Raw genomic sequence first — 23709 nt, 5'->3', positions numbered from 1 at the left:
ACCCTCACTGTCCCGTCGCCACCCTGGCCGGCGCGGCCGGATGCGCCGCCTCCCAGGCCCGCGCGGCCCTGAGTTCGGCCGCGAACTTCTCGCCCTGGGCGATGAGCTTGCGGCGCGCGGCGGCGGCCAGCGGCGTCTCGTTGCCGTAGTTGTCGATCGGCATGCGATCGCGCTTCACCGAATCGAGCACCGCATCGATGTTGCCGGCCGCGTGCAGCGGCGTCTGGAGCAGCAGCAGGCGCTGCATGCCGCCCTTGTTCTCGGGCGAATGGCAGCCGAGGCAGTCGCCCTCGCGCAGCGCCAGCGCGAGGCCGCGATAGCTCGCGTCCACCCGCTTCCTGAACGGATTGGCCGGGCTGTACAGGCTGTCGAACAGCGTCACCTTGGGCTGGGTCTGGCCGGCGGCGTCGGTCCACATCCAGCGGCCCTCGAAGCCCGGCGTCGGCAGCGGGTCGATGCGCGCGCCGACCGCCTCCGGCCCGCGCCAGGTGAACTGCGCCACCTCAATGCTCGGCTGGCCCGGCGTCAGCCACAGCAGCAGGGCATGCGTGTTCTCGTAGGCGCTCCACTTCGAGGCGTCATGCCAGAACGGATACGGGAACTCGCCCGGCGCGAGCCGGTTGCGGAACGCCGCCTCCAGCCGGATGCGCGCCCGGCCCGCCGTCGCCACGTACTCGACCGACCAGCGGCCGTTGAACATGAACAGCGGCAGGTACATGGCCGTGAGCGCCTCGGGCGAGAAGCGCGTGAGGCCGGTGGCCGCCAGCGGCGTGCCGGGAAACTTGCCGTCGCGGCCCCACAGCACCTCGGGCGCGAGCGCCTCGCGCAGCGCCGAGCCGTGGAACATCGCGTTGCGGCAGGCATCGAGCGCGGCCACGTCGGACGGCGGCGCGAGCGGGCAGCGCTCGGCCAGCTCGGCCGCGAGCCGGGCCGCGAGCGCGCGCGCCGGCGCCAGATCGACTGCGCCGCCCTGGGGCAGCAGCGCATCGACACCGCGCCCGGGCGCGACCGACGGCGCGGACTCGCCGCCCGTGAGAGCCGCCGTGCCGACCGCGCCGGCCGCGCCGGCACCGAGTGCGAGGGTGGCGAGCATCAGCCCGCCGGCCAGGGCGCGCCGCGCGCGCCGATCAAGCTTGTCCATGCGAAATCCCTGGGTTGCGCCGGTCAGCGCGCGCCGAAGCTGTGCAGCCGGTGCAGCGTGATCTTGCGTACCTCGGCCTGGCTCTGGCGGATGTGGGCGCGGATCAGCAGCGCCGCCTGATCGCCGCGATGCCGCTGGAGCGCCCGCACGATCGCCGCATGCTCGTCATAGGTGGCGGCGATGCGCTGGGCATAGCCGAAGTCGAGCCTGCGGATGATGCGGATGCGGTCCGTCACCTCGGCGTGCACGCGCGCGATCTCGGCATTGCCGGCCGCCTCGATCAATCCGGAATGAAAACTCTCGTCCAGCCGCGCCAGCACCGATGTTTCGCGCTCGCGCGCCTCGGGCGGGCGGCACCAGATGTCCGCCAGCCGGTCGAGCATCGCGGCGCGCGCCGCCTCGCGTTCGGGCGGGGCGGCGCCAGCGATGACCTCGGCCGCATGGCCTTCGAGCAGCGCCCGCAGCTCGTAGAGCTGGTCGAAGCGGTTGAAGTCGATCGGCACCACCTCCCAGCCGCTGCGGAAGTAGCCGCGCACCAGGCCCTCGGTCTGGAGCCGCATCAGCGCCTCGCGCACCGGCGTGCGCGACACGGCGAGACGTTCGGCGATCTGGGTTTCGGTAAAGCGTTCGCCGGGCGGCATGCGGAATTCGAAGATGTCGTCGCGCAGGCGCGCGTGCACCTCGTCGGCACGCGAGAGCTTGGCGGGCGGGGCGGCCGGATCAACCGGGGGGGAAGGCGGGGAGGAAGCGGTCATGGCGATGCTGGAGCTGCGCGGCGGCGGGCCGATGCGCGGTGGGCCGCCGACCCGTGGGTCGCGGCAGGCGCCGCTGGCCCTGTCGCGCGGCCCGCGCGCGGACGCCGCGACGGCGGGCGCGGACCGACGGTGACGCCGGCCATGGCGGCGCATCCACCGTTCGGCCGGCGCGCATCAGGCCGGCGAAGCCAGCCAGCTTACCTGTGCCGCCACCACCTTCCAGCCATCAGGAAACCGCACCCAGGTCTGCTGCTGGCGGCCGATGCGGTCATCGCCCTCGCGGATGAATTCGGTGCTGGCGACCGCGAAGTCGCGGCCCCAGCTCGTGATAACGGTGCGTCGCAGCCGGCGCGCGAGCCCGGCCGGCGAACGCGCGGCGCGGAAGGCGCGGATCTCGTCGATGCCGTAGAGGTTCTCGGTCGCGCCGTAGCGCACGGTGGTCGGCGCGGCGTGGAACAGCGCGTCGAGCGTGGCGATGTCGTTGCCGACGAGGGCGCGCTCGTAGCGCTCGAAGGCGGCCGTCACCTCGGTGAGCACGTCGGGCAGGTTGCAGGCGGGAGCGTCGGACATGGCGGGTTCCTCGGGCGGGAAGGCGCGGTTGGCGGTGCGGGTCTGGCCGGTCCGTCATCCGCCGGCACGGGCGGCATGCGCATTCAGCCGGTACGGGCGGGCGGGATGCTCATCGAGTCGGCACCGGCGGGCGGCGCGCTCATTCCGCCGGTTCGGGCACCGCCCGCGCGAGCGCGATGCCGGCCTGTTCGAGCTTGCGCGCGGCGCGCAGCGCGGTGACCTCGGCCCAGGGCGCGGCGATGAGCTGGACGCCGAGCGGCAGGGTGTCGCCGGTCTCGACCGGCGCGGCCACGACCGGCAGGCCGATGCAGGAGATCGGCTGCGTGAGCAGCCCGATGTTGGGCCGCGCCGGCAGCGTGCGGCCGTTGATGACCACCGTCTCGCAGGGCAGGCGCGGCGCCGGGATGGGCGTGGCCGGCGCGAGCAGCAGGTCGAAGCGCTCGAAGGCCTGGAGCATGCGCAGCCGCCATTGCGCGCGCACGCGCTGGGCGCGCTGCACCCAGGCGGCGGGCAGCAGGGCGCCGGCCGCGAGCCGGTCGCGCGACAGCGGCTCCATGTCGTCGTAGCGCTCGCGCAGATGCAGCCGGTGCAGCTCGCCGCCTTCGCTCGCGGTGATGAGGAAGGCGGCCGCGCGGCCGGCCTCGGCGCCGGGCACGACCACCGTCTCGGTGGCGCCGAGCGCGCCGGCCGCGAGCGCGACCGCGCGCCGCGCCTGCTCGCCGGCCTGGTCGGCGAACCAGCCGCCGAGCACGCCCACGCGCAGCGCGCCGCCCTCGGCGAGGCGGGCGAGCGCCGGCTCGGCGGGGCGCTCGGCGCAGGCGAGGTCGCCGGCGTCGTGGCCCTGCATCGCGTCGTAGGCGAGCGCGAGGTCTTCCACCGTGCGCGCGAAGAGGCCGAGGTGGTCGAGGCTGTACACGAAGGGATAGCTGCCGGTGCGCGGCAACCGGCCGTACGTGGGCTTGAGGCCCCAGATGCCGCAGAACGACGACGGCACGCGGATCGAGCCGTTGGTATCGGAGCCGAGCGAAATCGGCACCAGCCCGCCGCCCACGGCCGCGCCGCAGCCGCCCGACGAGCCGCCGGCCGAGTGCGCCGGCGAGTGCGGATTGCGGCTCGGTCCGGCGTGGCTGTTCTCGGTGGTGAAGCCGTAGGCGAACTCGTCCATGTTGAGCGCGCCGACGCAGATCGCGCCGGCCGCGTCCATGCGTTCGACCAGCACCGCGTCGCGGTCGGCCGGTGGCTCGCCGGCGAGCACATGGCTGCCCGCGAGCGTGACTTCGCCCGCGAGGTCGAACAGGTTCTTGACGGCATAGGGCACGCCCGCGAGCGGCGGCAGCTTCTCGCCGGCCTTGCGGCGCGCGTCGATCATCGCGGCGGCCGCCCGCGCGCGCGCCGTGGTCACGAGGGTGAAGGCGTTGAGCGCGCGGTCATGCGCCTCGATGCGGGCGAGCGTGGTCTCGATGACGGCACTGGCGGTCCAGCGCCCGGAGGCGACGGCGGCGGCGATGTCGCGGGCGCTGGCGAACGGGTCGGGGCGGTCGGCGTCGGACATGGCGCGGCTCCGGTGCGGTGAGACGGGAAGGACGGAGGGTGCCGTCGCACGGGCCGGCCACGGCGCGCGACGACGGCGGGGGCGAGGCCCGGCGCGCAGGCCGGGCGCGCCGCGGTCAGGGGCGATAGACCGGCGCCGGCTCGTCGCCGGGGTCGAGCGGTTCGTCTTCGAGCGTGTCGTAGAGGCGGGCGATCAGCTCGAACTGGGCGCGCACGCGGGCTTCGGCCTCGGCGCCGAGGATGAAGCCGTTGAGCATCAGCCCGGCGCTGACGGCGTTGGCGCGCGCGGTGGCGGTGGCGTCGGGCACGGCCGGCGCGAGGCCGGGCACGGGCACCGGCGCGGGGCCGGCGGCGGGCGTGGCGAGTTCATCGGCGACCGGCACGGCGGCGACCGGGGCCGGAGCGGCATCGGCGCTTTGGCCGCCGGTAGCAAGGCCGGGCACGACCGCGCCGGCCAAGCCCGCGACGGCGGCGCCGTCCGGGCCGGCCGAGGCCGTCGCCGCGTCGCCGCCCGCCTCGGCCTCGCGCTGCGTGCCGGCGGTGTCGCCGGGCAGCAGCTTTCCGCCCTCGATCCAGGCGCGCCAGCCGCCCCAGACCGAGATGTCGGGCGCGGCCGCGACCGCGTGCGCCTCGCACAGGAAGCCGTGCACGGTGCTGCCGTCCTCCAGCGCGAGCGTGCCGAGGCCGAGCGGCGCCGGGATCAGCGCCAGGAAGCTGCCCACGGTGGCCTCGGGCAGCGCCCAGACCTCGACCTCGATCTCGGCGCCCGCGCCGGGCACGCGCACGAGGCCCGGCTTGGGCGGCACCGTGCCCGGCAGCGCATGCAGCCGGTAATGCGGCGCGGTGCGCGTGGTGCGCAGCAGCCGCGCGCCGCGCTCGACGAGCTGCCAGTTGAGCGGCAGCCCGGTCAGATGCGCGCCGACCACGGCCAGCGCGATCTCGCCGCGCCCCGGCATGCCGGCCGGCCAGCCGAGCGGCCGCGCCTGCGGCAGCGTCCGGCCCGTCGCGCCCACGCCCAGGGCATGGCGCGCGTCGGCCGCGTGATGAAAGCGCTGGGCCAGCTCGGCGAGGCGGGCGTCGGCGCCGGCCGGGCCGATCAGCGTGATGCCGAAGGGCAGGCCGTCGGCGCGGATGCTCGCGGGCACCGCCACCGCCGCCCAGCCGAGCAGGTTCACGAAATTGGTGTAGCGGCCGAGGCGGCGGTTCTGCTCGACCGGGTCGGCCAGCATCTGGTCGATCGTCGGCAGGAAGGGCGCGCTCGGCACCGCCAGGGCCACGGGCGCGTCGGCGCCATCCCAGAGCTTGTTCAGGCGCGTGCGCGCCTCGGCCAGCTTGGCCTGCACTTCGAGCAGGTCGGCGGCCGACTGCTCGCGGCCGCGCGCGACGATGCCGCGCACCGGCTCCATCACCGATTCGCTCTGCCGGTCGAAGAAATCGCGGATCGCCTCGTAGCGCTCGGCCACGAGCGCGGTCTCGTACAGCCAGCCCGCGACCTCGGCGAGCGGCGCGTCGTCAAGCGGTTGCAGCTCGCAGCCGAGGCCGGCGAGCGTCGAGAGCGCATCGGCGAAGCCGGCGCGGCTCGCCTCGCAGACGGTCGGGTCGAGCAGCTCGGGCACGTACACGCGCGGCGCGGCGGGCAGCGGGCGGGCGTCGAGCCGGGCATCGGCGTCGTAGAGGGCGCACATCGCGTCCCAGGCGTCGGCCACCGTCGGCGCGAACACGCTCACGCAATCGAAGCTCGCGCTCGCGGGCACGACGCCGCGCGTGCTGACGGCGCCGACCGTGGGCTTGAAGCCGACCAGGTTGTTGAACGCGGCCGGCACGCGACCGGAGCCGGCGGTGTCGGTGCCGAAGGCGAGATCGGCCTCGCCGAGCGCGACCGCGACCGCCGAGCCGCTGCTCGATCCGCCCGACACATGGCGCACGTCGAAGGCGTTGGCGACCGCGCCCCAGGGCGAGCGCGTGCCGTTGAGGCCGCAGGCGAACTGGTCGAGGTTGGTCTTGCCGACGACGACCGCGCCCGCCTCCAGAAGGCGCGCGACTGCATCGGCATGGTGCGCGGGCGTGTAGGCGTAGTCGGGACAGGCGCAGGTTGTCGGCACGCCCGCCACATCGATGTTGTCCTTCACGGCGAGGCGCTTGCCGGCGAGCGGGGCGTCGGCGGGCGTGACGGGCGGATCGGCGGCGAGCGGCGGCTCGATGAGGGTGATGTAGGCGTAGCCGGTGCGGGCCTGCGTCGGGTCGAGGGGGGGAAGGCGGGTCTGGCTGGCGGGGGTTGGCATCGGGCTCGCTCCACGAAGGTGTTCTTGTATGCAAGTTTGTGGACAGCAATGGGCGTGCCAATGGGCTGGCTGTTTCATTCAGGGAACGGCGCGGAGCGGGGAGGGCAGCGGGCGCGGGGCGGCTGGCGTGGCCCTGCCCGGTGGGCAGGGCTGCCCTCGCTGCCTTCGGTAGCCCGACGGCCCGGGCTGCCAACTCGCCTTGCCTGCGGCAAGGCTCAGACAGGCAGCCCTGAACCGCTGCGCGGTTCGCCGTCGTCTACCTCGTTCGCTCGGCACGCCAGAAGCCCCGCGCCCGCTGCCCTCCCCGCTTCGTGCCTTGTGAAGTTGCTGCGGCTGATGGGACCGCTGCGCGGTCCTGGTCGGGAGGCCCGGCCGGTTAGCATCGGCCCATGCGCTTCGAACACCTCATCCAGATCAACGACCCCGCCAACCCGCTCATCGAGCCGCTGAGCCGCGCCCAGCTCTGGGCCGGCCTGGTGCGGCGGGCCGAATTTCCCGCCGAGTTCGCCATCGGCCTCGAAGGCGCGCGAATCGGCGAACGCGTGCCGCATGGCAATGACGGCGGCTGGCGGTTGAGCCGGGTGCTGGATTTCGGGCCGTTCAAGGTCAGCGACATGGTCGTGGCCGAGCCCGAGCAGCGCATGCGCATCGAGGCCTTCGCGAGCGCCGCCTTCGGCCGCAGCCTGCTCACGATGACGATCGAGGCGCCGGACGAGGAACAGCTCTTCCTGCGCTGTGTGTACGAGACCGAGCCGGCGGCGGGCCAGCCCGAGCCGGACGCGATGCTGGTGGGGCTGCGGGAACAGGCATATCAGGCGGCGGATCTGGATATGGTCAGTCGCATCCGGCAGATGCTGGCGCACTGATCCATCGGCAACAAAAAGGGCAGCCGAAGCTGCCCTTGAAATGCGGGTTATACGCCAACCGCCCACAGCGGCTCACGCGGCAAGCGCCTTCACGCCGGCTGCTGCCCCGTCCCCACCGCTTCCGGCTGAGTCTCCGCCGGCTTGCTGTCCGGCCACAGCGCGGCGATCTGGCAGCCCAGCGCCGCGATGTAGGGCAGCGATTGCAGCACCAGCATCGCGCCCCAGATCTTGGCTTCCATGTTCTGCGGGCCGCGCACGTGGATGAGCACCGCCGCGCCGAGCCACAGCGCGGCCATGAACCACAGCTCCTCGCGGATGGGCGCGATCATCGACAGCAGACCGCCCTTCTCCTTCCAGCCCTTGGGCGTGCGCACGAACTCGCCCTTGCGCTTGACCAGCCCGGCCATGATCCCGCGCGCGATCGCATGCGACAGCCCCAGGCTCGCGAGCGAGGCGCCGAAGATGTCCCACCAGCTGCATTTCATGCGGGCGCGGTAAAGGATCGGACCGAGTACCGCTTTCACCAGCAGCAGCGCCACGACGGGCGCGATCAGCGACACCACCGGCAGCGAGAAGGTGCGCGGCGCATGCAGCATCAGGATGGTCCAGATGAGCGAGGCGGTCGCGAACACGGCCTGCAGCGCATCGCCGAACCACGTCAGCCAGCCGGTCAGGAAGTGGTAGCGCTGGGCAAGGTTGAGCTTGGTCGGCTCGCGGCCGATGAGGCGGCTGAAATGGCCCTTGAGGATCTGCATCGCGCCGAAGGCCCAGCGGAAGCGCTGGCTCTTGAGCGCGGCGAAGTCGCTCGGCGTCAGGCCGCGGCCAAGAATTTCGTCCACGTAGCGCACGTCGAGGCCGGCTTCCAGCAGGCGCAGGCCCAGCTCGGTGTCCTCGCAGATCGTCCATTCGCCCCAGCCGCCCACGGCGTCGAGCGCAGGGCGGCGCACCAGCGTCATCGTGCCGTGCTGGATCAGCGCGTTGCGCTCGTTGCGGTGGTGCATGCCGATGCGGAAGAAGCCGTCGAACTCCCAGTTGCACATGCGGCGGAAGGGCTGGGTCTCGTAGTCGCGGTGGGCTTGCGGCGCCTGCACCACGGCCACCTCGGGCTCGAGGAAGTGGCGCGCGAGGCTCGACAGCCAGTTGGGCGTGACGACGTAGTCGGCATCGACCACGCCCACCACGTCGGCGCGCGGATCGGTCTGCTTGAGGCCGAAGTTGAGCGCGCCGGCCTTGAAGCCGGGCCAGTTGTCGAGGTGGAAGAAGCGGAAGCGCGGGCCCAGTTCCTTGCAGCGCTGCTCCAGCGGCTTCCACAGCGCCGGGTCCTTGGTGTTGTTGTCGAGGACGAGCACCTCATAGTTGCTGTATTCGAGCGCGGCGAGGCTGTCCATCGTGGCGATGACCATCTCGGGCGGCTCGTTGCAGCAGGCCAGATGCACGCTCACGAAGGGTTCCTGGCTCGCGTCGAGCGGTATCTGCGGGCTGAACTGGCGCTTCCAGTGCTTGCGGTACATGACCTCGGCGAACTCGAAGCCGTTGCTCAGGAACACGGCCACCGTCGCCATCGACGCCATGATCAGCGCCCACAGCGCGACCGAGTCGCGGGTCGAGAGGTAGTAATCGACCGGCGTGGCGATGGCGATGACCGCGCCCGTCACGCAGATCTGCACCATCAGGCTGAACGCGAGCCGGCCGCCCCAGCGGAAGTCGCTGAACTTGTAGCTCGCGATGAACATGAACACAAATGCCACGAGCGACGAGGCGAGCGCCTTGTTCACCCAGTTGGTGTCCTCGCGCACCTTGCCCATGAGCGGGAACTTGGCTTCGCGGTCGGCGTTGTACACGCCCCAGTAGGGGCCGGCCCAGCCTTCGACATCCACCTTCCACGGCTGGTCGTAGGCCTCCATCAGGTAGTAGTCGAGCTTGCGTTCGGCCGCGACGGTCATGAACTCGCGGATGTAGCGCGCCTCGTTCTCGATCGACGGGACGGCGGCGCCGAGGATCGGGCCCTTGCTGGGCCAGCCGGTTTCGCCGATGACGATGCGCTTCTTGGGATAGGCCTTCTGGATCTCGAAATAGCGGTCGAGCGCCTGATCGACGCCACGCTCGATGGGCACGCCCTCGTGATAGGGCAGCAGGTGGACGCCGATCATGTCGACGTGCTTCACCAGCTCGGGGTACTTGTGCCAGATGTGCCAGGGCTCGGTGGTCGTCACCGGCTTGCTGGTGGCGCGGCGCATGCGGTCGAGGTAGTCGATGAGCTGCTCGACCGTCAGGTCGCCGCGCAGCAGGGCCTCGTTGCCGACGATGACCGCGTCGATGTTGTTGTAGCGGCGCACGGCCTGCATGGCGGCGGCCAGTTCGCGCTCGTTCTGTTCGAGGTTGCGGTCGAGCCAAGCGCCGGTGGTCACGCGCAGGCCGGCGTCGGCGGCGGCGCTGAGGATGTGCGGCAGTTCGAGCGATGAATACAGGCGCAGGCGCGAGGTCTGCGTCGCCATCTGCTTGACGTCCTGCTCGATCTCCTCGTCGCTCGGATAGACCTTGGTGAACGGGCTCTGGTCGCGCCGGTAGGCGTTGTAGGCAAAGCCTCGGATCTCGCCGGAGTCGTAGTCGGGGAAGACGGCGTCGCGGTTGAGGCGTGCCCAGATGCCGAAGTTGACGGCCGCGACGATTGCGGCGATCAGGAAGGCAGTCACCGCGCGGCGGAACCGGCTGCGCGGCTTGGGAATCGAGGGATTCATGAGGGTGTGACGGGTCTCGTGACGAGGTCGCGGCGGGGCAGCGTGCAGGCCCCGTCTTACGGCGGGTTGCGACTATAAAGCAGGGCTTTCGGCACAATCGCGCCGCCCATCGCAACCGGACGCGGGCGCATGTTGCGCTGCCGTCCATCCCCGTCACCGCCGCTTTGTATCGGCCTGAAACCCGCCCGAAACCCCCGATGCCCTCGCCCTTTTCGCCCGCCCGCCTGCGCCAGCTCCCGTGGCGCGCCCTTGCCGTGATCGGCGCCGTCATCGCCGCCGCCTGCGCCGTGCGCTACGGCTTGATGCAGAACGACGAGCTGGCGGTGGCCTGCGCGCGTCAGGCCGAGGGCGCGGCCTGCGAGGCGCGGGCGCTGCTGCCGCTGTTCTTCATCGAGAACCGGCTCGGCTGGCTGGCGCTGGCGGCCGGCGCGCTGGGCTTTGCGTTCGGCCGCCCGGCGCTGGGCTGGATCGCGATGGCGATCGGCGCCGCCGGCCTGGTGCTGTACTGCTACGACCTGTCGGCCGTGGGCGCGGTGCTCGGCATGGCGGCCGTGCTGCGCGCGCCCGACGCGCCCGCGAGCCACGCCCTCGCCTGAGCCGGCCCGCCCAGGCCGCCGAGGCCGAGCAGCAGGCACACCGTCATCCAGCCGAAGCCGACCGGATTGTTCGGCTCGATCACCCAGCGCACCACGCCGCAAACGGCGATGAGCAGGCCGAAGCCGATCTCGGCCCGGCTCATGCGCGGCCAGCGCGCGCCGAGCGCGAGCGGCAGCGCGAGACCGAATTCGAGCGCCGCGACGCCGTACAGCTCCCACGGAAAGTCGCGGTAGCGCGGATCGGTGGCGAGCAGCAGCGCGCCGACCGCGCCGCCGAACAGGATCAGCGCGCGCAGCCGCGCCACCATCTGCAAGGGCGTGCGCGCGCGCATGCCCTCGACCATGCCGGTGACCGGCAGCGGCGCCGACTCGGCACGGCCGCCGGCGGCCATCTGCGCCGCGTGCTGGGACGCGCCGCCGATGCCGAAATCGGGCGTGACCGGCCCGGCCGCGCTGCCCGGCGCCAGCGCCGCGAGCGTGGCCTCGTCCACGCCGCTCGCTGCCTGACCAAGCGCCTGGGCCGTCACCAGCCCGAGCAGCAGGCCGAGCAGCATCACGCCGCCGAGGCTCAGCCATTCCATCGGATTGCGGTAGGCGAGCAGCGCATGGCTGTACTGGAGCCAGAACATCGCGCCGGCGAAGGCACCGAAGGCGCCGCCCGCGATGGCGAGCGCGAGCGGCGCGGGCGCGCCGGAGACGCCGGATTCGGCCGCGCTCGCCGAACCGGCCGCGTCAGCCCCGACGCCCGTCGCGCTGCCACCCGCATCACGCCGCAAGCGCCGCGCCGCATTGAACCCGCCCAGCAGCAGCGACGCCCCGAGCGCCAGCCCGATCGCCGCGCTGATCGCCACCTGCTCCGCATCGCGCCGGTTGGCCACCGGCCCGTCGAAGCCGAACTTGCGCTCCAGCTCCACCGTGTAGAAGCCCCAGTAGCCGCCCGCCGTGCCCTCGCTCAGCCGCTTCCACGGCTGGTCGATCGCCTCGATCAGGTTGTAGCGCCAGCCCTTCTCCTTCACATGCGCGGCGAGCGCGCGCACGAAGGTCGCCTGATTCACGAGGCTCGGCACCGAGCCTTCGCGGCGCCGGCCTTCGCTCGGCCAGCCGACCTCGCCGATCATCAGCTCGCGCCCCGGAAAGGCGGCCTCGACCTTGGCCATCGTCTCGTCCAGATGCGGAATCGCGTCGTCGATGTGAACCGGGATGTCCTCCCAGAACGGCAGGATGTGGACGGTGATGAAGTCCACCGCCGGCGCCATCGCCTGATGCTTGAGCCAGAACTCCCATACGTCGGCATAGGTGAGCGGCACCTTGGTGCGCTCGCGCACGTAATCGATGTAGCCCTTGAGGCGGAACTCCGGCTGGTCGCGGCGCAGCAGCACCTCGTTGCCGACGATGATCGCGCTCACCACGTCGGCGTTGGCATTGGCGACCTCGATCGCATGGTCGATCTCGGTCTGGTTCTTGGCTTCCTCCTGACCGATCCAGATGCCGAGCAGCACCTTCATGCCGTGCTTGCGCGCGTATTCCGGCACCTTGTCGAGGCCCTGATCGACCGAGTAGGTGCGCACGCAGCCGAACATCTCCGACAGATGCGCCAGGTCCTCGTCGATCTGCTCGGGCGGCACGACGAAGCCCTTGGCGAAGGGCGTTTGGCCGGGCTTGTGGTAGGGCGCGTAGGACGTGCACTGGAATTTCTCGCCGGCTTCGCGCGCGAACGGCGGCACGTCAATGAGGCGGTTGGTATGCCAGACATAGGCAAGCACTGCGAGCAGGGCCGCGAGGTGCAGGAGAAGGAAGACGCGCAGGCGGATCGAAGGCATGAGGTCTGCGGAGGAGGGGTTGGGGCGCGCGGAGTGTGCCTGACGGGACGGCGGTCGGTGGAGGTAAGGCGGGGCGGGGGGCGACTGGCGCGGCCGGCCTTGCAGGCCGGCTGCCCTCGCTGCCTTCGGTAGCTCGCGGGTCCGCCCGGCCTGCTCCTCGCACCGCGCCTAACCCCGCCCGCCATCAAGCCCACAGCCGCCATCCGCATTCACCCGAACGCGAATCCGCCCCGGCCGCTACGTGTTTTCCGCAATCCGAATTACGAAGCTGATTTCCGTGATGCGGTATCTGCCGGCCTCATACGTCGCATTACCATTCGTGAAACATGCCGAGACATACGGCTACGCACGGCCGCGAGCCCACCCACGCCCCACCACCGGAGACCCCCTTGAACGCGCCCCAGACGCGACGCATCCAGTCCATCCTCGTCGCCAACCGCTCCGAAATCGCGATCCGCGTGATGCGCGCGGCGGCCGAGCTCAACATCCGCACGGTCGCGATCTATTCGCATGAAGACCGCTTCGCGCTGCACCGCTTCAAGGCCGACCAGAGCTATCTCGTCGGCGAGGGCAAAAAGCCGCTCGCGGCCTATCTCGACATCGACGACATCATCCGCATCGCCAAGCTGGCGAAGGTCGATGCGATCCATCCCGGCTACGGCTTCCTGAGCGAGAACCCCGACTTCGCGCGCGCCTGCGCCGAGGCGGGGCTGATCTTCATCGGGCCGACGCCCGAAGTGATGACGACGCTCGGCAACAAGGTCGCGGCGCGCAATGCGGCGGTGGCCGCCGGCGTGCCCGTCATGCCCGCGACCGATCCGCTGCCGCTCGACATCGAGGGTGCGAAGGCGGCGGCGCTGACCGTCGGCTATCCGGTGATGCTCAAGGCGAGCTGGGGCGGCGGCGGGCGCGGCATGCGCGTGATCGAGACCGAGGCCGATCTGGAAGCGCAGCTGCCGGTCGCGCGCCGCGAGGCCGCCGGCGCCTTCGGCAATGACGAGGTGTACCTGGAAAAGCTCGTGCGCCGCGCGCGCCACGTCGAAGTGCAACTGCTCGGCGACAAGCACGGCAACCTCGTCCACCTGTTCGAGCGCGACTGCTCGGTGCAGCGCCGCAACCAGAAGGTGGTCGAGCGCGCGCCCGCGCCCTACCTCACGGAAGAACAGCGCCAGGGCCTGTGCGAAGCCGCGCTCAAGCTCGGCCGCGCCGTCGGCTACACGCACGCGGGCACGGTCGAGTTCCTGATGGATGCCGACACCGGCGCCTTCTATTTCATCGAGGTGAATCCGCGCGTGCAGGTCGAGCACACCGTCACCGAAGAAGTGACCGGCATCGACATCGTGCAGAGCCAGATCCGCGTGAGCGAAGGCGCGATGATCGGCGACCTCGTCGGCACGGAAGGCCGCCCGCCCTGCCCGGTGCCGAAGCAGGAAGACATCCGCCTCAACGGCCATGCGCTGCAATGCCGCGTGACCACCGAAGACCCCGAGAACGGCTTCACGCCCGACTACGGCCGCATCACCGCCTACCGCAGCGCGGCCGGCTTCGGCCTGCGTCTCGACGGCGGCACGGCCTATCCGGGCGCGGTCATCACGCCCTACTACGACTCGCTGCTCGTGAAGGTGACCGCGTGGGCGCCGAGCGTGCGCGAGGCCATCACCCGCATGGACCGCGCGCTGCGCGAGTTCCGCATCCGCGGCGTGGCGACCAACCTGCAATTCGTCGAGAACGTGATCAACCATCCGGACTTCGTCTCCGGCCAGGTCATCACGCGCTTCATCGACAGCACGCCCGAGCTGTTCAAGTTCAAGAAGCGGCGCGACCGCGCGACCAAGCTGCTCGGCTACGTGGGCCAGGTCATCGTCAACGGCCAGCCCGACATGAAGGGCCGCGCCAAGCCCGACCTGTCGCACGCCCACATCGTCATGCCGCGCGGCCTGCCCGGCTGCGACCTCACCGTGCCGCCGCCCACCGGCACGCGCCAGCTGCTCGAAGACCTCGGCGCCGAGGGCTTCGCGCAATGGATGCTGGACGAGCCGCGCGTGCTCCTCACCGACACGACGATGCGCGACGCGCACCAGAGCCTGTTCGCCACGCGCATGCGCACGATCGACATGACCCGCATCGCGCCCTACTACGCGCGCATGCTGCCGGGCCTGTTCTCGCTCGAATGCTGGGGCGGCGCCACCTTCGACGTGGCGATGCGCTTCCTCAAGGAAGACCCGTGGCAGCGCCTTGCCCAGCTGCGCGCCGCGGTGCCGAACGTGCTGTTCCAGATGCTGCTGCGCGGCTCGAACGCGGTCGGCTACACCAACTATTCCGACAACGTGGTGCGCTACTTCGTCCAGCAGGCGGCGAAGGAAGGCATCGACGTGTTCCGCGTGTTCGACTCGCTCAACTGGGTGCGCAACATGCGCGTCGCGATCGACGCGGTGCGCGAGACCGGCAAGCTCTGCGAGGGCGCGGTCTGCTACACGGGCGACCTGTTCGACGGCACGCGCAAGTACAACCGCCAGTACTACGTGCGCATCGCCAAGGAGCTGCAGGCCGCCGGCGTGCACATCCTCGGCATCAAGGACATGGCCGGCGTCGCGCGGCCGCGCGCGATCAAGGAGCTGGTGCGCATCCTCAAGGAAGAGACCGGGCTGCCGATCCACTTCCACACCCATGACACGAGCGGCGCGGCGGCCGCCTCGGTGCTCGCGGCGATCGAGGCCGGCGCCGACGCCGTCGATGGCGCGCTCGACTCGATGAGCGGCCTCACCTCCCAGGCCAACCTCGGCTCGATCGTCACCGCGCTCGAAGGCACGCCCCAGGACCCCTGCCAGGACCTGAGCATCGACCGCGACTCGCTCCAGGCCATCAGCCATTACTGGGAAGGCGTGCGCAAGATCTACGCGCCGTTTGAAAGCGAGATCCGTTCGGGCACCAGCGACGTCTACAAGCACGAGATGCCCGGCGGCCAGTACACCAACCTGCGCGAGCAGGCCCGCAGCATGGGCCTCGACCAGCGCTGGCCCGAGGTGTCGCAGGCCTATGCCGACGTGAACCGGCTGTTCGGCGACATCGTCAAGGTCACGCCCACGTCCAAGGTGGTCGGCGACATGGCGCTGTTCATGGTCGCCAACGACCTCACGCCCAAGGCCGTGCTCGACCCGAACCGCGAGATTGCCTTCCCGGATTCGGTCATCTCGCTGTTCAAGGGCGAGCTGGGCTTCCCGGCCGACGGCTTCCCGCGCGAAATTTCCGAAAAGGTGCTCAAGGCCGAGCCGCCCGAGCCCTACCGACCCGGCGACACCCTGCCCGACGTGGACCTCGCCGCCGCCCGCAAGGACGCCGAGAAGGCCGCCGGCCGCCTCGTGAGCGACACCGACCTCGCCAGCTACCTGATGTACCCGAAGGTGTTCAAGGACTACGCCGAGCACCAGCGCCAGTACGGCGACGTGAGCGTGCTGCCGAGTCCGACCTTCTTCTACGGCATGGCCGAGCGCGACGAGATCTCGGTGGACCTCGATCCGGGCAAGACGCTGATCATCCGCATGCAGGGCACGGCGCCGAGCGAGGACGGCGAAGGCACGAAGATCTTCTTCGAGCTCAACGGCCAGGCCCGCGTGCTCAAGATCGAGAAGGCCGGCGCCGCCAAGGCCAACCGCCACGTCCAGGCCGATCCGGGCAACGCCGCCCATGTGCCCGCGCCGATGCCGGGCATGGTGGTGATGGTCGCGGTCAAGCCGGGGCAGGCCGTGAAGTCGGGCGATCCGCTCGTGTCCATCGAGGCGATGAAGATGGAGACGCAGATCCGCGCCGACCGTGACGGCACGGTCAAGGCCGTGCATGTGAAGTCGGGCGAGACCATCTCGGCGCGCGACCTGCTAGTCGAGTACGCATGAGCTGACGCGCCGACCAGCACCGGCATGTCCGCCTGCGGGTCGCAAGACCCGTCCAGCGGGCGCGGATGAAGGGCGGCTTGCCGACGGGCAGCCGCCCTTTTTCATGCTGCCGGCAGCCGGTGCCCATCGCCGCCATCGGGAAATTCAATCGCCCGAGACCTGCCGGAAGCGGGGACTTGGAAACTCCCGCCGCCCCCGAGGGTCTAGACTGGCCCGAGTCAGAAACACCCAAAGACATGAAAGAGCGCGGGATGTCCCACGAACATTTCTCAGAACAAGACTGGCGGCGCTTCCTGCGCAGCATCGGCGAGGACCCCGACCGCCAAGGCCTGCTCGAAACCCCCCATCGCGTCGCCAAGGCCTGGAAGGACTGGACCGCCGGCTATGACGCCGACGTGGGCGAGGTGCTAAAGGTCTTCGAGGACGGCGCCGAGGAATACAACGAGCTGATCGTCGTAAAGAACATCCCGGTGTACAGCCATTGCGAGCATCACCTCGCGCCCTTTTTCGGGCAGGTGGCGATCGGCTACACGCCCAAGGGCCGCATCGTCGGGCTGAGCAAGCTCACGCGGCTGGTCGAGGTGTTCGCGCGCCGGCTCCAGGTGCAGGAGCGGCTCACGATCCAGATCGCCAATGCGCTCATGGAGCATCTGCAACCGCGCTCGGTCGGCGTCGTCATCCGCTGCCGCCATCTGTGCATGGAAAGCCGGGGCATCCGCACGCCGGGCGAGGAAACCGTGACCTCGGCGCTGCTGGGCGAGTTGCAGACCAACCTCGCGCTGCGCACCGAGTTCCTCAACCTCGTCAACAGCAAGGCCTGAGGCCGATGAGCGCGCCCTCGCCCGCCGATCTGGCCAACCGCGACCGCTATCCGCACTGGTCGCAGGACACGCTGCGCTTTTCGGACACCGACAAGCTCGGCCACATCAACAACCTGGCGACGGCGGCCTATTGCGAGACGGGGCGCGCCCACTTCCTCAAGGATCTGGTCGGCGCCGACCTGCGGCCCGAGCGCGGCGTGTTCGTGCTGGCGCGCTTCGCGATCGACTACCGCGCCGAGATGCACTGGCCCGGCACGGTCGAGGTGGGCAGCGCGGTGTCGGCGGTGGGGCGCAGCTCGCTCACCATCGTGCAGGGCGTGTTCGAGGACGGCCGCTGCACCGCGACGGCCGAGAACGTGATGGTGCTCATCGATGTCGAGACGCGCCGCTCGATGCCCATCCCCGACGAGCTGCGCGCGTCATTCGAGGCGCTGCGGCTGCGTTGAGCGGCGCCGTCTTCCACCCACCGCCCGTGCGCGGCGGATGGCGCCGGCGGCCCGCTCGACCGGCGAGGCGGGTCCGCATGGCGCCGCCTGCCGCGCTCAACCCTTCTCCTCCCTTACGTCGGCGCCGCCCATCGGCAATCGCATGCTGGCTTCGCGCCGGGCGCAACGGGGGCATGCGCGGCTCGCGCGGCGAGGCAGACAATCCTTGTTTCAGTCGTCGGGCGGAAAGGCTGCTGGAAAGCACAATCCGCGCTGAACCGGCCGGGCACGCCCGCCGGCGACCAGATCAGGAGACTCTTCCATGTCAGTTTCGGAACGCGGCCCGCGCGCCGACACCGCCAGCGTCACGGCGTCCGACGGCAATCCGGTGCCCACGTCCTCGGAGCAGCTTGCCTGCGCCCGCCCGGTGCAGATGCATGAACCCGGCGGTCATCACGGCGAGGGCAAGCTCGCGCCGCTGCTGCTCGCCGCGCTCGGCGTGGTGTTCGGCGACATCGGCACAAGCCCGCTGTACGCCTTCAAGGAATGCATGAATCCCGAGCACGGGATCGACCTCAGCACCGCCAACGTCTACGGCATCCTCAGCCTGCTGTTCTGGGCGATGGTGCTGGTCGTCTCGGTCAAGTACGTCATCTTCGTCATGCGCGCCGACAACGGCGGCGAAGGCGGCGTGCTCGCGCTGGCGGCGCTCGCCTTGCGCGGCACCGAAGGCCAGCCGCGCACGCGCTGGGCGCTCGCGGCGCTCGGCCTCGTGGGCGCGTCGATGTTCTACGGCGACGGGATGATCACGCCCGCGATCTCGGTGCTGTCGGCGGTGGAAGGGCTGGAGATCGTCGAGCCCGGCTTCCACCGCTGGGTGCTGCCCATCACGATCGCGATCATCATTTTCCTGTTCGCGATCCAGAAGCACGGCACGGCCGTGATCGGCCGCTTCTTCGGGCCGGCGATGGTGCTGTGGTTCACCACGCTCGGCGTGATCGGCATCTTCAACATCATCGAGCATCCGTCGGTGCTGGTGGCCATCGCGCCCTGGCATGCGATCGCCTTCCTGCATGAGCATGGCTTCGCGTCGGTGCTGGTGCTCGGCTCGGTCTTCCTGGTGCTGACGGGCGCCGAGGCGCTGTATGCCGACATGGGCCACTTCGGCGCGCGGCCCATCCGCATCGGCTGGTTCGTGCTCGTCATGCCAGGTCTGCTGCTCAACTACTTTGGCCAGGGCGCGCTGGTGCTGGAGCATCCGGCGGCCATCCGCAATCCCTTCTTCCTGTCGGTGCCCGAGTGGGCGACGCTGCCGCTCGTGCTGCTCTCGACGGTGGCGACGGTGATCGCCTCGCAGGCCATGATCTCGGGCGCGTTCTCGATGACGGCCCAGGCCATCAAGCTCGGCTACCTGCCGCGCATGCGCATCCAGCACACCAACGAGCGCGAGATCGGCCAGATCTACGTGCCGCTGGTGAACAACTCGCTGCTGGTGAGCGTCATCGCGCTGGTGCTGATGTTCAAGAGCTCGTCGGCGCTGGCCTCGGCCTACGGCATCGCGGTGGTGACGACGATGTGCATGACGAGCTTCCTCGTGTACGTGGTGCTGCGCCGGGTCTGGGGCGTGCGCAAGCTGTACGCGCGCGGGCTGGTGTTCGTGTTCCTGCTGCTCGACCTGAGCTTCTTCGTCGCCAACGCCATCAAGATCCCGGACGGCGGCTGGTTCCCGCTCGTGATCGGCGCGGCGGCCTTCACGGTATTGGCCACCTGGGAGCGCGGCCGGCAGATCCTGTTCGAGCGTCTGCGCGAGCTGAGCATCCCGGTCGATGCCTTCGTCGAGGCCATCGCCGCCGGGCCGCCGCCGCGCGTGCAGGGCACGGCGGTGTTCATGACCAGCATCGGCGACGCGGTACCCGCCGCGCTGCTGCACAACCTCAAGCACAACAAGGTGCTGCACGAGCGCGTGCTGCTGCTGACGGTGCGCATCCTCGACGTGCCCCACACCATCGCGGACGAGCGCGTGACGGTGGCGCCGATGCAGCAGGGCTTCGCACGGGTCGAGGCCTGCTACGGCTTCAAGGAAGACCCGGACGTGGACGAGATCATGCATGCCGCCGCGCGCAAGCTCGGCTTCGAGTACGACCTCATGGACACGTCCTACTTCGTGTCGCGCCAGACCGTCGTGCCCACGTCCATGCCCGGCATGGCGATGTGGCGCGAGAAGCTGTTTGCGTGGATGCAGTCGAACGCGGCGCTCGCGACCGACTTCTTCAAGATCCCCATCAACCGCGTGGTCGAGCTGGGCAGCCAGATCGACATCTGAGCGCGCGGCGGGCGCGGCGCGGCGCGATGCCGCCGCCCGCCGGCCCGGCGCCCTGCCGGGCCTCGTGTCCGCGCCGTCCTCGGCCCGGGCACGCCGGCCGGCCCGGAAACGCCGGCCTTCTCCCGCCTCACCCCAGCCGCCTGCGCCGCGCCTCGCGCGCACGCCATTCCCAGCGCCGGATCAGCAGCCACGCACCCAGCATCCCGCCGAGGTGCGCGAAATGGGCAACGCCCTGGGCCGTGCCGGTCACACCCAGCACCAGCTCGATCACCGCGTAGATCGCCGCGAACACCCGCGCGCGGATGGGGATGGGCGGAAAGATCGGCACGATCTCCGATTCGGGAAAGAAGGCCGCCCATGCCAGCAACAGCCCGAACACGCCGCCCGACGCGCCCAGCGTGTACGAATGCGAGCCGGCGATCGCCACGAACACCAGCTGCACGACGGCCGCCGTCACCACGCTCGCGAAATACAGCGTGAGGAAGCGCAGCGCCCCCAGCAGCGACTCCAGCTCGCGGCCGAAGGTCCACAGGCCGAACATGTTGAAGGCCAGGTGCGTGAGGCTTCCGTGCAGGAATGCGCTGGTGACGAGCTGCCACGGCAGGAATCCTGCTTCGATCGGCCACAACGCAAACAGCATCAAGTCGCCACGCGAGCCTTGTAGAAAGAACAGCAGGACATTGATGGCGATGAGCGAAGGAACGACAGGCATGCGAGGGATCGCGTCAGGAAGAAGTGGACCGGCCGAAGTGCCGGCAGGCAGGGCAATCGCGGCGAGCGGGGCGGGCACCGTGAAGCGGAGGCGACATGCAGAGCGTTGACGTCTTCCGCATCCCGATGCGCGGCCCCGGAGACGTGACGGGGCTGGCCGAGCTGCTCGCACGTGGCACGGTACGCGCGGACGAGATCGTAGCGATCCTGGGCAAGACCGAAGGTACCGGGCTGGTCAACGACTTCACGCGCGAATACGCGGTCGAGACCGTGTCGGCGCTGCTGGCCGACGCGATGCACGCCTCGCGCACCGACATCTCGCGCCGCATCGCCATCGTCATGTCGGGAGGCACCGAAGGCGTGCTCAGCCCGCACATGACGGTGTTCGCGCGGCGCTGGACCAGCAAGGCCGCGCCGGAGGGCAAGCGGCTCGCGGTCGGCATCGGCAGCACGCGCGAGCTGCAACCGCACGAGGTCGGCCGCATGGCGCAGATCCAGGCCACGGCCGAGGCGGTGCGCGCCGCCATCGCCGACGCCGGCATCGACAACCCCGCCGACGTGCATTTCGTGCAGGTGAAGTGCCCGCTGCTGCGCGTGGCCGACATCGAATCGGCGCGCAGCCTCGGCGAGAAGCCCGTCACGCTCGAGACCCGCGAATCGATGGCCTGGTCGCGCGGCGCCTCGGCGCTGGGCGTGGCCATCGCCCTCGGCGAGCTGCCCGACGAAGCCGTGCGCGAGCGCGACGTGCTCGCCGCCCGCACCATGTACTCGTCGGTCGCGTCCTGCTCGGCCGGCAACGAGCAGAAGCATGTGAGCGTGATCGTGTTCGGCATGAGCGCCGCCTCGGCCAGCGACTACGGCATCTCGCACCGCGCGATGCGCGACCTCATCGACGCCGACGCGGTGCGCGGCGCCCTCGCCGACCTGGGCGTGCCCGAGGCCGATGCGCCGAAACGGGTCATCAACGTGCTCGCCAAGTGCGAGGCCGACCCGACCGGCCATGTGCGCGGCGTGCGCCACACAATGCTGTCCGACGCCGACCTCGACGCCACCCGCCATGCGCGCGCGGCGGCGGGCGCCGTCATCGCCTCGGTGGTGGGCGTGACGACGCTGTACGTGTCGGGCGGGGCCGAGCATCAGGGGCCGCCGGGCGGCGGGCCGGTGGCGGTCATCGCCAAGCTCGGCTGAGCGCGGGGCGACGGCCACGGCGGCGGCGCGCGGGCCGCCGCGTTGCAAGCGCATGCAGGGCCGGCGCATTCCCGCCGATGGCCGCGCCCGGGTGGCTGGCAGAATCGGCGCGCCGCCCACTCCCCGCCGTGTCATGCGCCTCCCGCTGCCCGCCGTTGTCATCGACTGGCTGATTCGCCGGTCGCGCCGCTCGCCCTATCCCAACATCGGCAACTACATGGAGCGCGGCTGGCTGCTGCGCTGCGACCGCAAGAAGGCCTGGCCGCCCTTCGGTGCGCGCATCCACCACGTCCTGCGCTCCGACCACGACCGCGCGCTGCACGACCACCCGTGGTGGAACCTGAGCTGGGTACTGCGCGGCGGCTACTGGGAAGTGACCAGCGCCGCCGAGGCGCGGCCGGGCGTGCTGCGGCCCGAGGCCGCTCGACTCATCGAACTGCTGGGAACGCTCGACACCGCCGCCGGCCTCGCGCATGCGACCGAGGCGGCGCGGCTCGGCGTGTTCTGGCGCGGGCCGGGCGCGATGGTGAGGCGCAGCGCCGCGACCGCGCACCGGCTCGTGGTGCCGAAAGGCGGCGAGGCGTGGTCGCTGTTCGTGATGGGGAAGAAAAGCCAGTGGTGGGGGTTCATTACGCCCGAGGGGAAGATGTATTGGCGGGCGTATTTGCGGAGGTATGGGAGGGAGGTTTGAAAAGATTCAGACATTAAAGATCGAACACCACCAGCAGCGCATTTCCCCAATACCTTCTAATCACCCCACTCTCAAAGACAGCCCCGATGAATACCAGCTTCAACACAAAGCAAACCAAAGAAGAAAAACTGATTCACATGCTGATGAAGGGGGTGGACAAAAGATACTTTCACACTCTTTATTTGACATCATGTTATTTTTCGACAGAGTCTGCCATTTCACTAATGAGAAAGATGGAAAAGCTTGCAAAGCTCAAGAAGGTATTTCTCTTTATCGATAGAAAATCAGCCCAAACAATTGAGCAAAAGCAGTTTAACAGAATCCGATCATGCATAAGAAACGTCGATGTCGAGATTCTTGCCGTTGATACCTCCACGCTTTTTCATAGCAAAGGGTATGCAATCAAGTCCGACGATAAGAATGGGGGAGTTTATCGCGGCAGCCTTGCTATTGGCTCCGCAAACCTGACCCACACGGGGCTTACAGAAAACAAGAATGGAAACATTGAAAAGCCTACTCGACACGCAAGACGCAGGCGCGGTAGCAGAATTCCTTGATGAACTTAAGAATTTAAGAACCGTTGACGTGAGGGAAATTGGCGAATTTCGCAGCGCCAATGAATACGCATTCAAACTTGCCCTCATTCATGAGGGGTTGTTTGCGCACAAATGGTCCGACAGTTTAGGACAATATCTGGCAATTAGATATCAGCTTAATGAACAAGGCAAAAAGACGATTGGAAATAATGAACTCAAGGAAATGGGCTTCGATATTGACTCGGCAACAATTAGTCGGCGTTATTTTAGGTTTGAATATTCATCAGAATGCACGGACAAAATATCAAACATGGTTAAGAATTACGGAATAGAAACCCATCTTGGGCACTGGATTCCAAAAAACATTGCGCGGTCATTAAATGAAAGCAGCGACGCACAGAATTTTAAGAAAGAACTCGAAACTGCCTTATACGAGCAGCACATCGAAATAGAGTCCTCAATTGAGCATGATCTCAGGGCGCTAAGCGACCTGAACGTGATTGAGCAGCCAGAAACACCCCCTTTCCACTCATTTAAAGCAAAATGCGAAAAATTGTTGGCCAACGACTTAAAACTGGGTCGCATACTTAGCAAGTATGAGTTTTTTGACTTGCCATATGACATAAGTAACAAAGAACGGATAGAGGATCTTTTCGACGAAATGCTGGCGCTATCAAACTCTCGCCACAGAAAAAATGTCACACAACATGCATTTTTAAGTGCGACCGAAAAAGCATCCCCCAAGATAATTCGAGAGGTAATGACAAATGCACTAAATAAAAAGCTACATCAAGACCAATAGGCG

The 23709-nt window shown here is 69.2% G+C and carries 18 protein-coding genes; 10 read left to right on the top strand and 8 right to left on the bottom strand.

Going from position 1 to position 23709, the window contains the following annotated elements:
- Positions 1 to 4: 4 nt before the first annotated feature.
- The 5 genes from H566_RS25520 to atzF all read right to left on the bottom strand — a co-directional run bounded on the left by H566_RS25520 (position 5) and on the right by atzF (position 6299).
- Positions 5 to 1141 (bottom strand): hypothetical protein, encoded by a 1137-nt coding sequence (locus H566_RS25520; protein ID WP_051378823.1) that lies wholly within the window; start codon positions 1139 to 1141, stop codon positions 5 to 7.
- A gap of 23 nt (positions 1142 to 1164) precedes the next feature.
- Positions 1165 to 1896, bottom strand: coding sequence for a GntR family transcriptional regulator (locus H566_RS0115240; RefSeq protein ID WP_028312110.1), 732 nt, complete (start codon positions 1894 to 1896; stop codon positions 1165 to 1167).
- A 174-nt stretch (positions 1897 to 2070) separates the two neighbouring features.
- Entirely contained in the window at positions 2071 to 2466 is a 396-nt protein-coding gene (gene hpxZ, locus H566_RS0115235) for an oxalurate catabolism protein HpxZ (protein WP_028312109.1), read from the bottom strand.
- Between the two features lie 139 nt (positions 2467 to 2605).
- On the bottom strand, positions 2606 to 4018 hold the full coding sequence (locus tag H566_RS0115230) for an AtzE family amidohydrolase (protein ID WP_028312108.1): 1413 nt from the start codon (positions 4016 to 4018) through the stop codon (positions 2606 to 2608).
- A 115-nt stretch (positions 4019 to 4133) separates the two neighbouring features.
- The gene (gene atzF, locus H566_RS25515) at positions 4134 to 6299 is read right to left on the bottom strand and encodes an allophanate hydrolase (RefSeq protein WP_084545147.1); all 2166 of its coding nucleotides are present in this window, start codon (positions 6297 to 6299) and stop codon (positions 4134 to 4136) included.
- A 389-nt stretch (positions 6300 to 6688) separates the two neighbouring features.
- Here atzF and H566_RS0115220 point away from each other — a divergent pair, with 389 nt between their 5' ends.
- Positions 6689 to 7165: an AtaL-like protein gene (locus H566_RS0115220; RefSeq protein ID WP_028312107.1), complete on the top strand. Its 477-nt coding sequence runs from the start codon at positions 6689 to 6691 to the stop codon at positions 7163 to 7165.
- Between the two features lie 89 nt (positions 7166 to 7254).
- Here the strand turns inward: H566_RS0115220 and H566_RS25510 are convergent, their stop codons facing one another.
- Entirely contained in the window at positions 7255 to 9903 is a 2649-nt protein-coding gene (locus H566_RS25510) for a glycosyltransferase (protein WP_051378822.1), read from the bottom strand.
- 197 nt (positions 9904 to 10100) lie between these two features.
- Between H566_RS25510 and H566_RS0115210 the strand changes: the two genes are divergently transcribed.
- Positions 10101 to 10499 (top strand): hypothetical protein, encoded by a 399-nt coding sequence (locus H566_RS0115210; RefSeq protein ID WP_028312106.1) that lies wholly within the window; start codon positions 10101 to 10103, stop codon positions 10497 to 10499.
- On the opposite strand, the gene H566_RS25505 is transcribed toward H566_RS0115210, so the two are convergent.
- Positions 10412 to 12319 carry a glycoside hydrolase family 17 protein gene (locus H566_RS25505; protein WP_051378821.1) on the bottom strand — a complete coding sequence of 636 codons (1908 nt, stop codon included), beginning with the start codon at positions 12317 to 12319 and terminating at the stop codon, positions 10412 to 10414. The two genes, H566_RS0115210 and H566_RS25505, sit on opposite strands and share 88 nt — an antisense overlap.
- A gap of 389 nt (positions 12320 to 12708) precedes the next feature.
- Here H566_RS25505 and H566_RS0115200 point away from each other — a divergent pair, with 389 nt between their 5' ends.
- The 4 genes from H566_RS0115200 to H566_RS0115185 all read left to right on the top strand — a co-directional run bounded on the left by H566_RS0115200 (position 12709) and on the right by H566_RS0115185 (position 19778).
- Positions 12709 to 16209 (top strand): pyruvate carboxylase, encoded by a 3501-nt coding sequence (locus tag H566_RS0115200; protein WP_028312105.1) that lies wholly within the window; start codon positions 12709 to 12711, stop codon positions 16207 to 16209.
- Between the two features lie 251 nt (positions 16210 to 16460).
- On the top strand, positions 16461 to 17030 hold the full coding sequence (folE, locus tag H566_RS0115195; protein WP_028312104.1) for a GTP cyclohydrolase I FolE: 570 nt from the start codon (positions 16461 to 16463) through the stop codon (positions 17028 to 17030).
- A 5-nt stretch (positions 17031 to 17035) separates the two neighbouring features.
- Positions 17036 to 17476 carry an acyl-CoA thioesterase gene (locus tag H566_RS0115190; protein WP_028312103.1) on the top strand — a complete coding sequence of 147 codons (441 nt, stop codon included), beginning with the start codon at positions 17036 to 17038 and terminating at the stop codon, positions 17474 to 17476.
- A 412-nt stretch (positions 17477 to 17888) separates the two neighbouring features.
- Positions 17889 to 19778 carry a potassium transporter Kup gene (locus tag H566_RS0115185; protein WP_051378844.1) on the top strand — a complete coding sequence of 630 codons (1890 nt, stop codon included), beginning with the start codon at positions 17889 to 17891 and terminating at the stop codon, positions 19776 to 19778.
- A 127-nt stretch (positions 19779 to 19905) separates the two neighbouring features.
- On the opposite strand, the gene H566_RS0115180 is transcribed toward H566_RS0115185, so the two are convergent.
- Positions 19906 to 20490, bottom strand: a complete 585-nt coding sequence (locus tag H566_RS0115180; RefSeq protein WP_034411880.1) for a rhomboid family intramembrane serine protease — start codon at positions 20488 to 20490, stop codon at positions 19906 to 19908.
- A 95-nt stretch (positions 20491 to 20585) separates the two neighbouring features.
- On the opposite strand from H566_RS0115180, the gene atzD reads away from it, so the two are divergent.
- From atzD to H566_RS29120, 4 genes are all read left to right on the top strand, one after another.
- Entirely contained in the window at positions 20586 to 21677 is a 1092-nt protein-coding gene (atzD, locus tag H566_RS0115175; RefSeq protein WP_028312100.1) for a cyanuric acid amidohydrolase, read from the top strand.
- A gap of 133 nt (positions 21678 to 21810) precedes the next feature.
- Complete coding sequence (locus H566_RS27600; protein ID WP_051378820.1) at positions 21811 to 22368, top strand: hypothetical protein; 558 nt, start codon at positions 21811 to 21813, stop codon at positions 22366 to 22368.
- A gap of 86 nt (positions 22369 to 22454) precedes the next feature.
- Positions 22455 to 22925: a phospholipase D-like domain-containing protein gene (locus H566_RS28480; protein WP_084545145.1), complete on the top strand. Its 471-nt coding sequence runs from the start codon at positions 22455 to 22457 to the stop codon at positions 22923 to 22925.
- A complete protein-coding gene (locus H566_RS29120; RefSeq protein ID WP_156924452.1) occupies positions 22864 to 23706 on the top strand; it encodes a hypothetical protein in 843 nt (280 codons plus the stop codon). The genes H566_RS28480 and H566_RS29120 overlap by 62 nt, the downstream gene beginning before the upstream one ends.
- Positions 23707 to 23709 lie beyond the last annotated feature (3 nt).

It is taken from the genome of Derxia gummosa DSM 723, assembly GCF_000482785.1.
GTDB lineage: Bacteria > Pseudomonadota > Gammaproteobacteria > Burkholderiales > Burkholderiaceae_E > Derxia > Derxia gummosa.
Note: the sequence above shows the minus strand (reverse complement) of the source record. Positions and strands in the feature narration are given on the sequence as shown.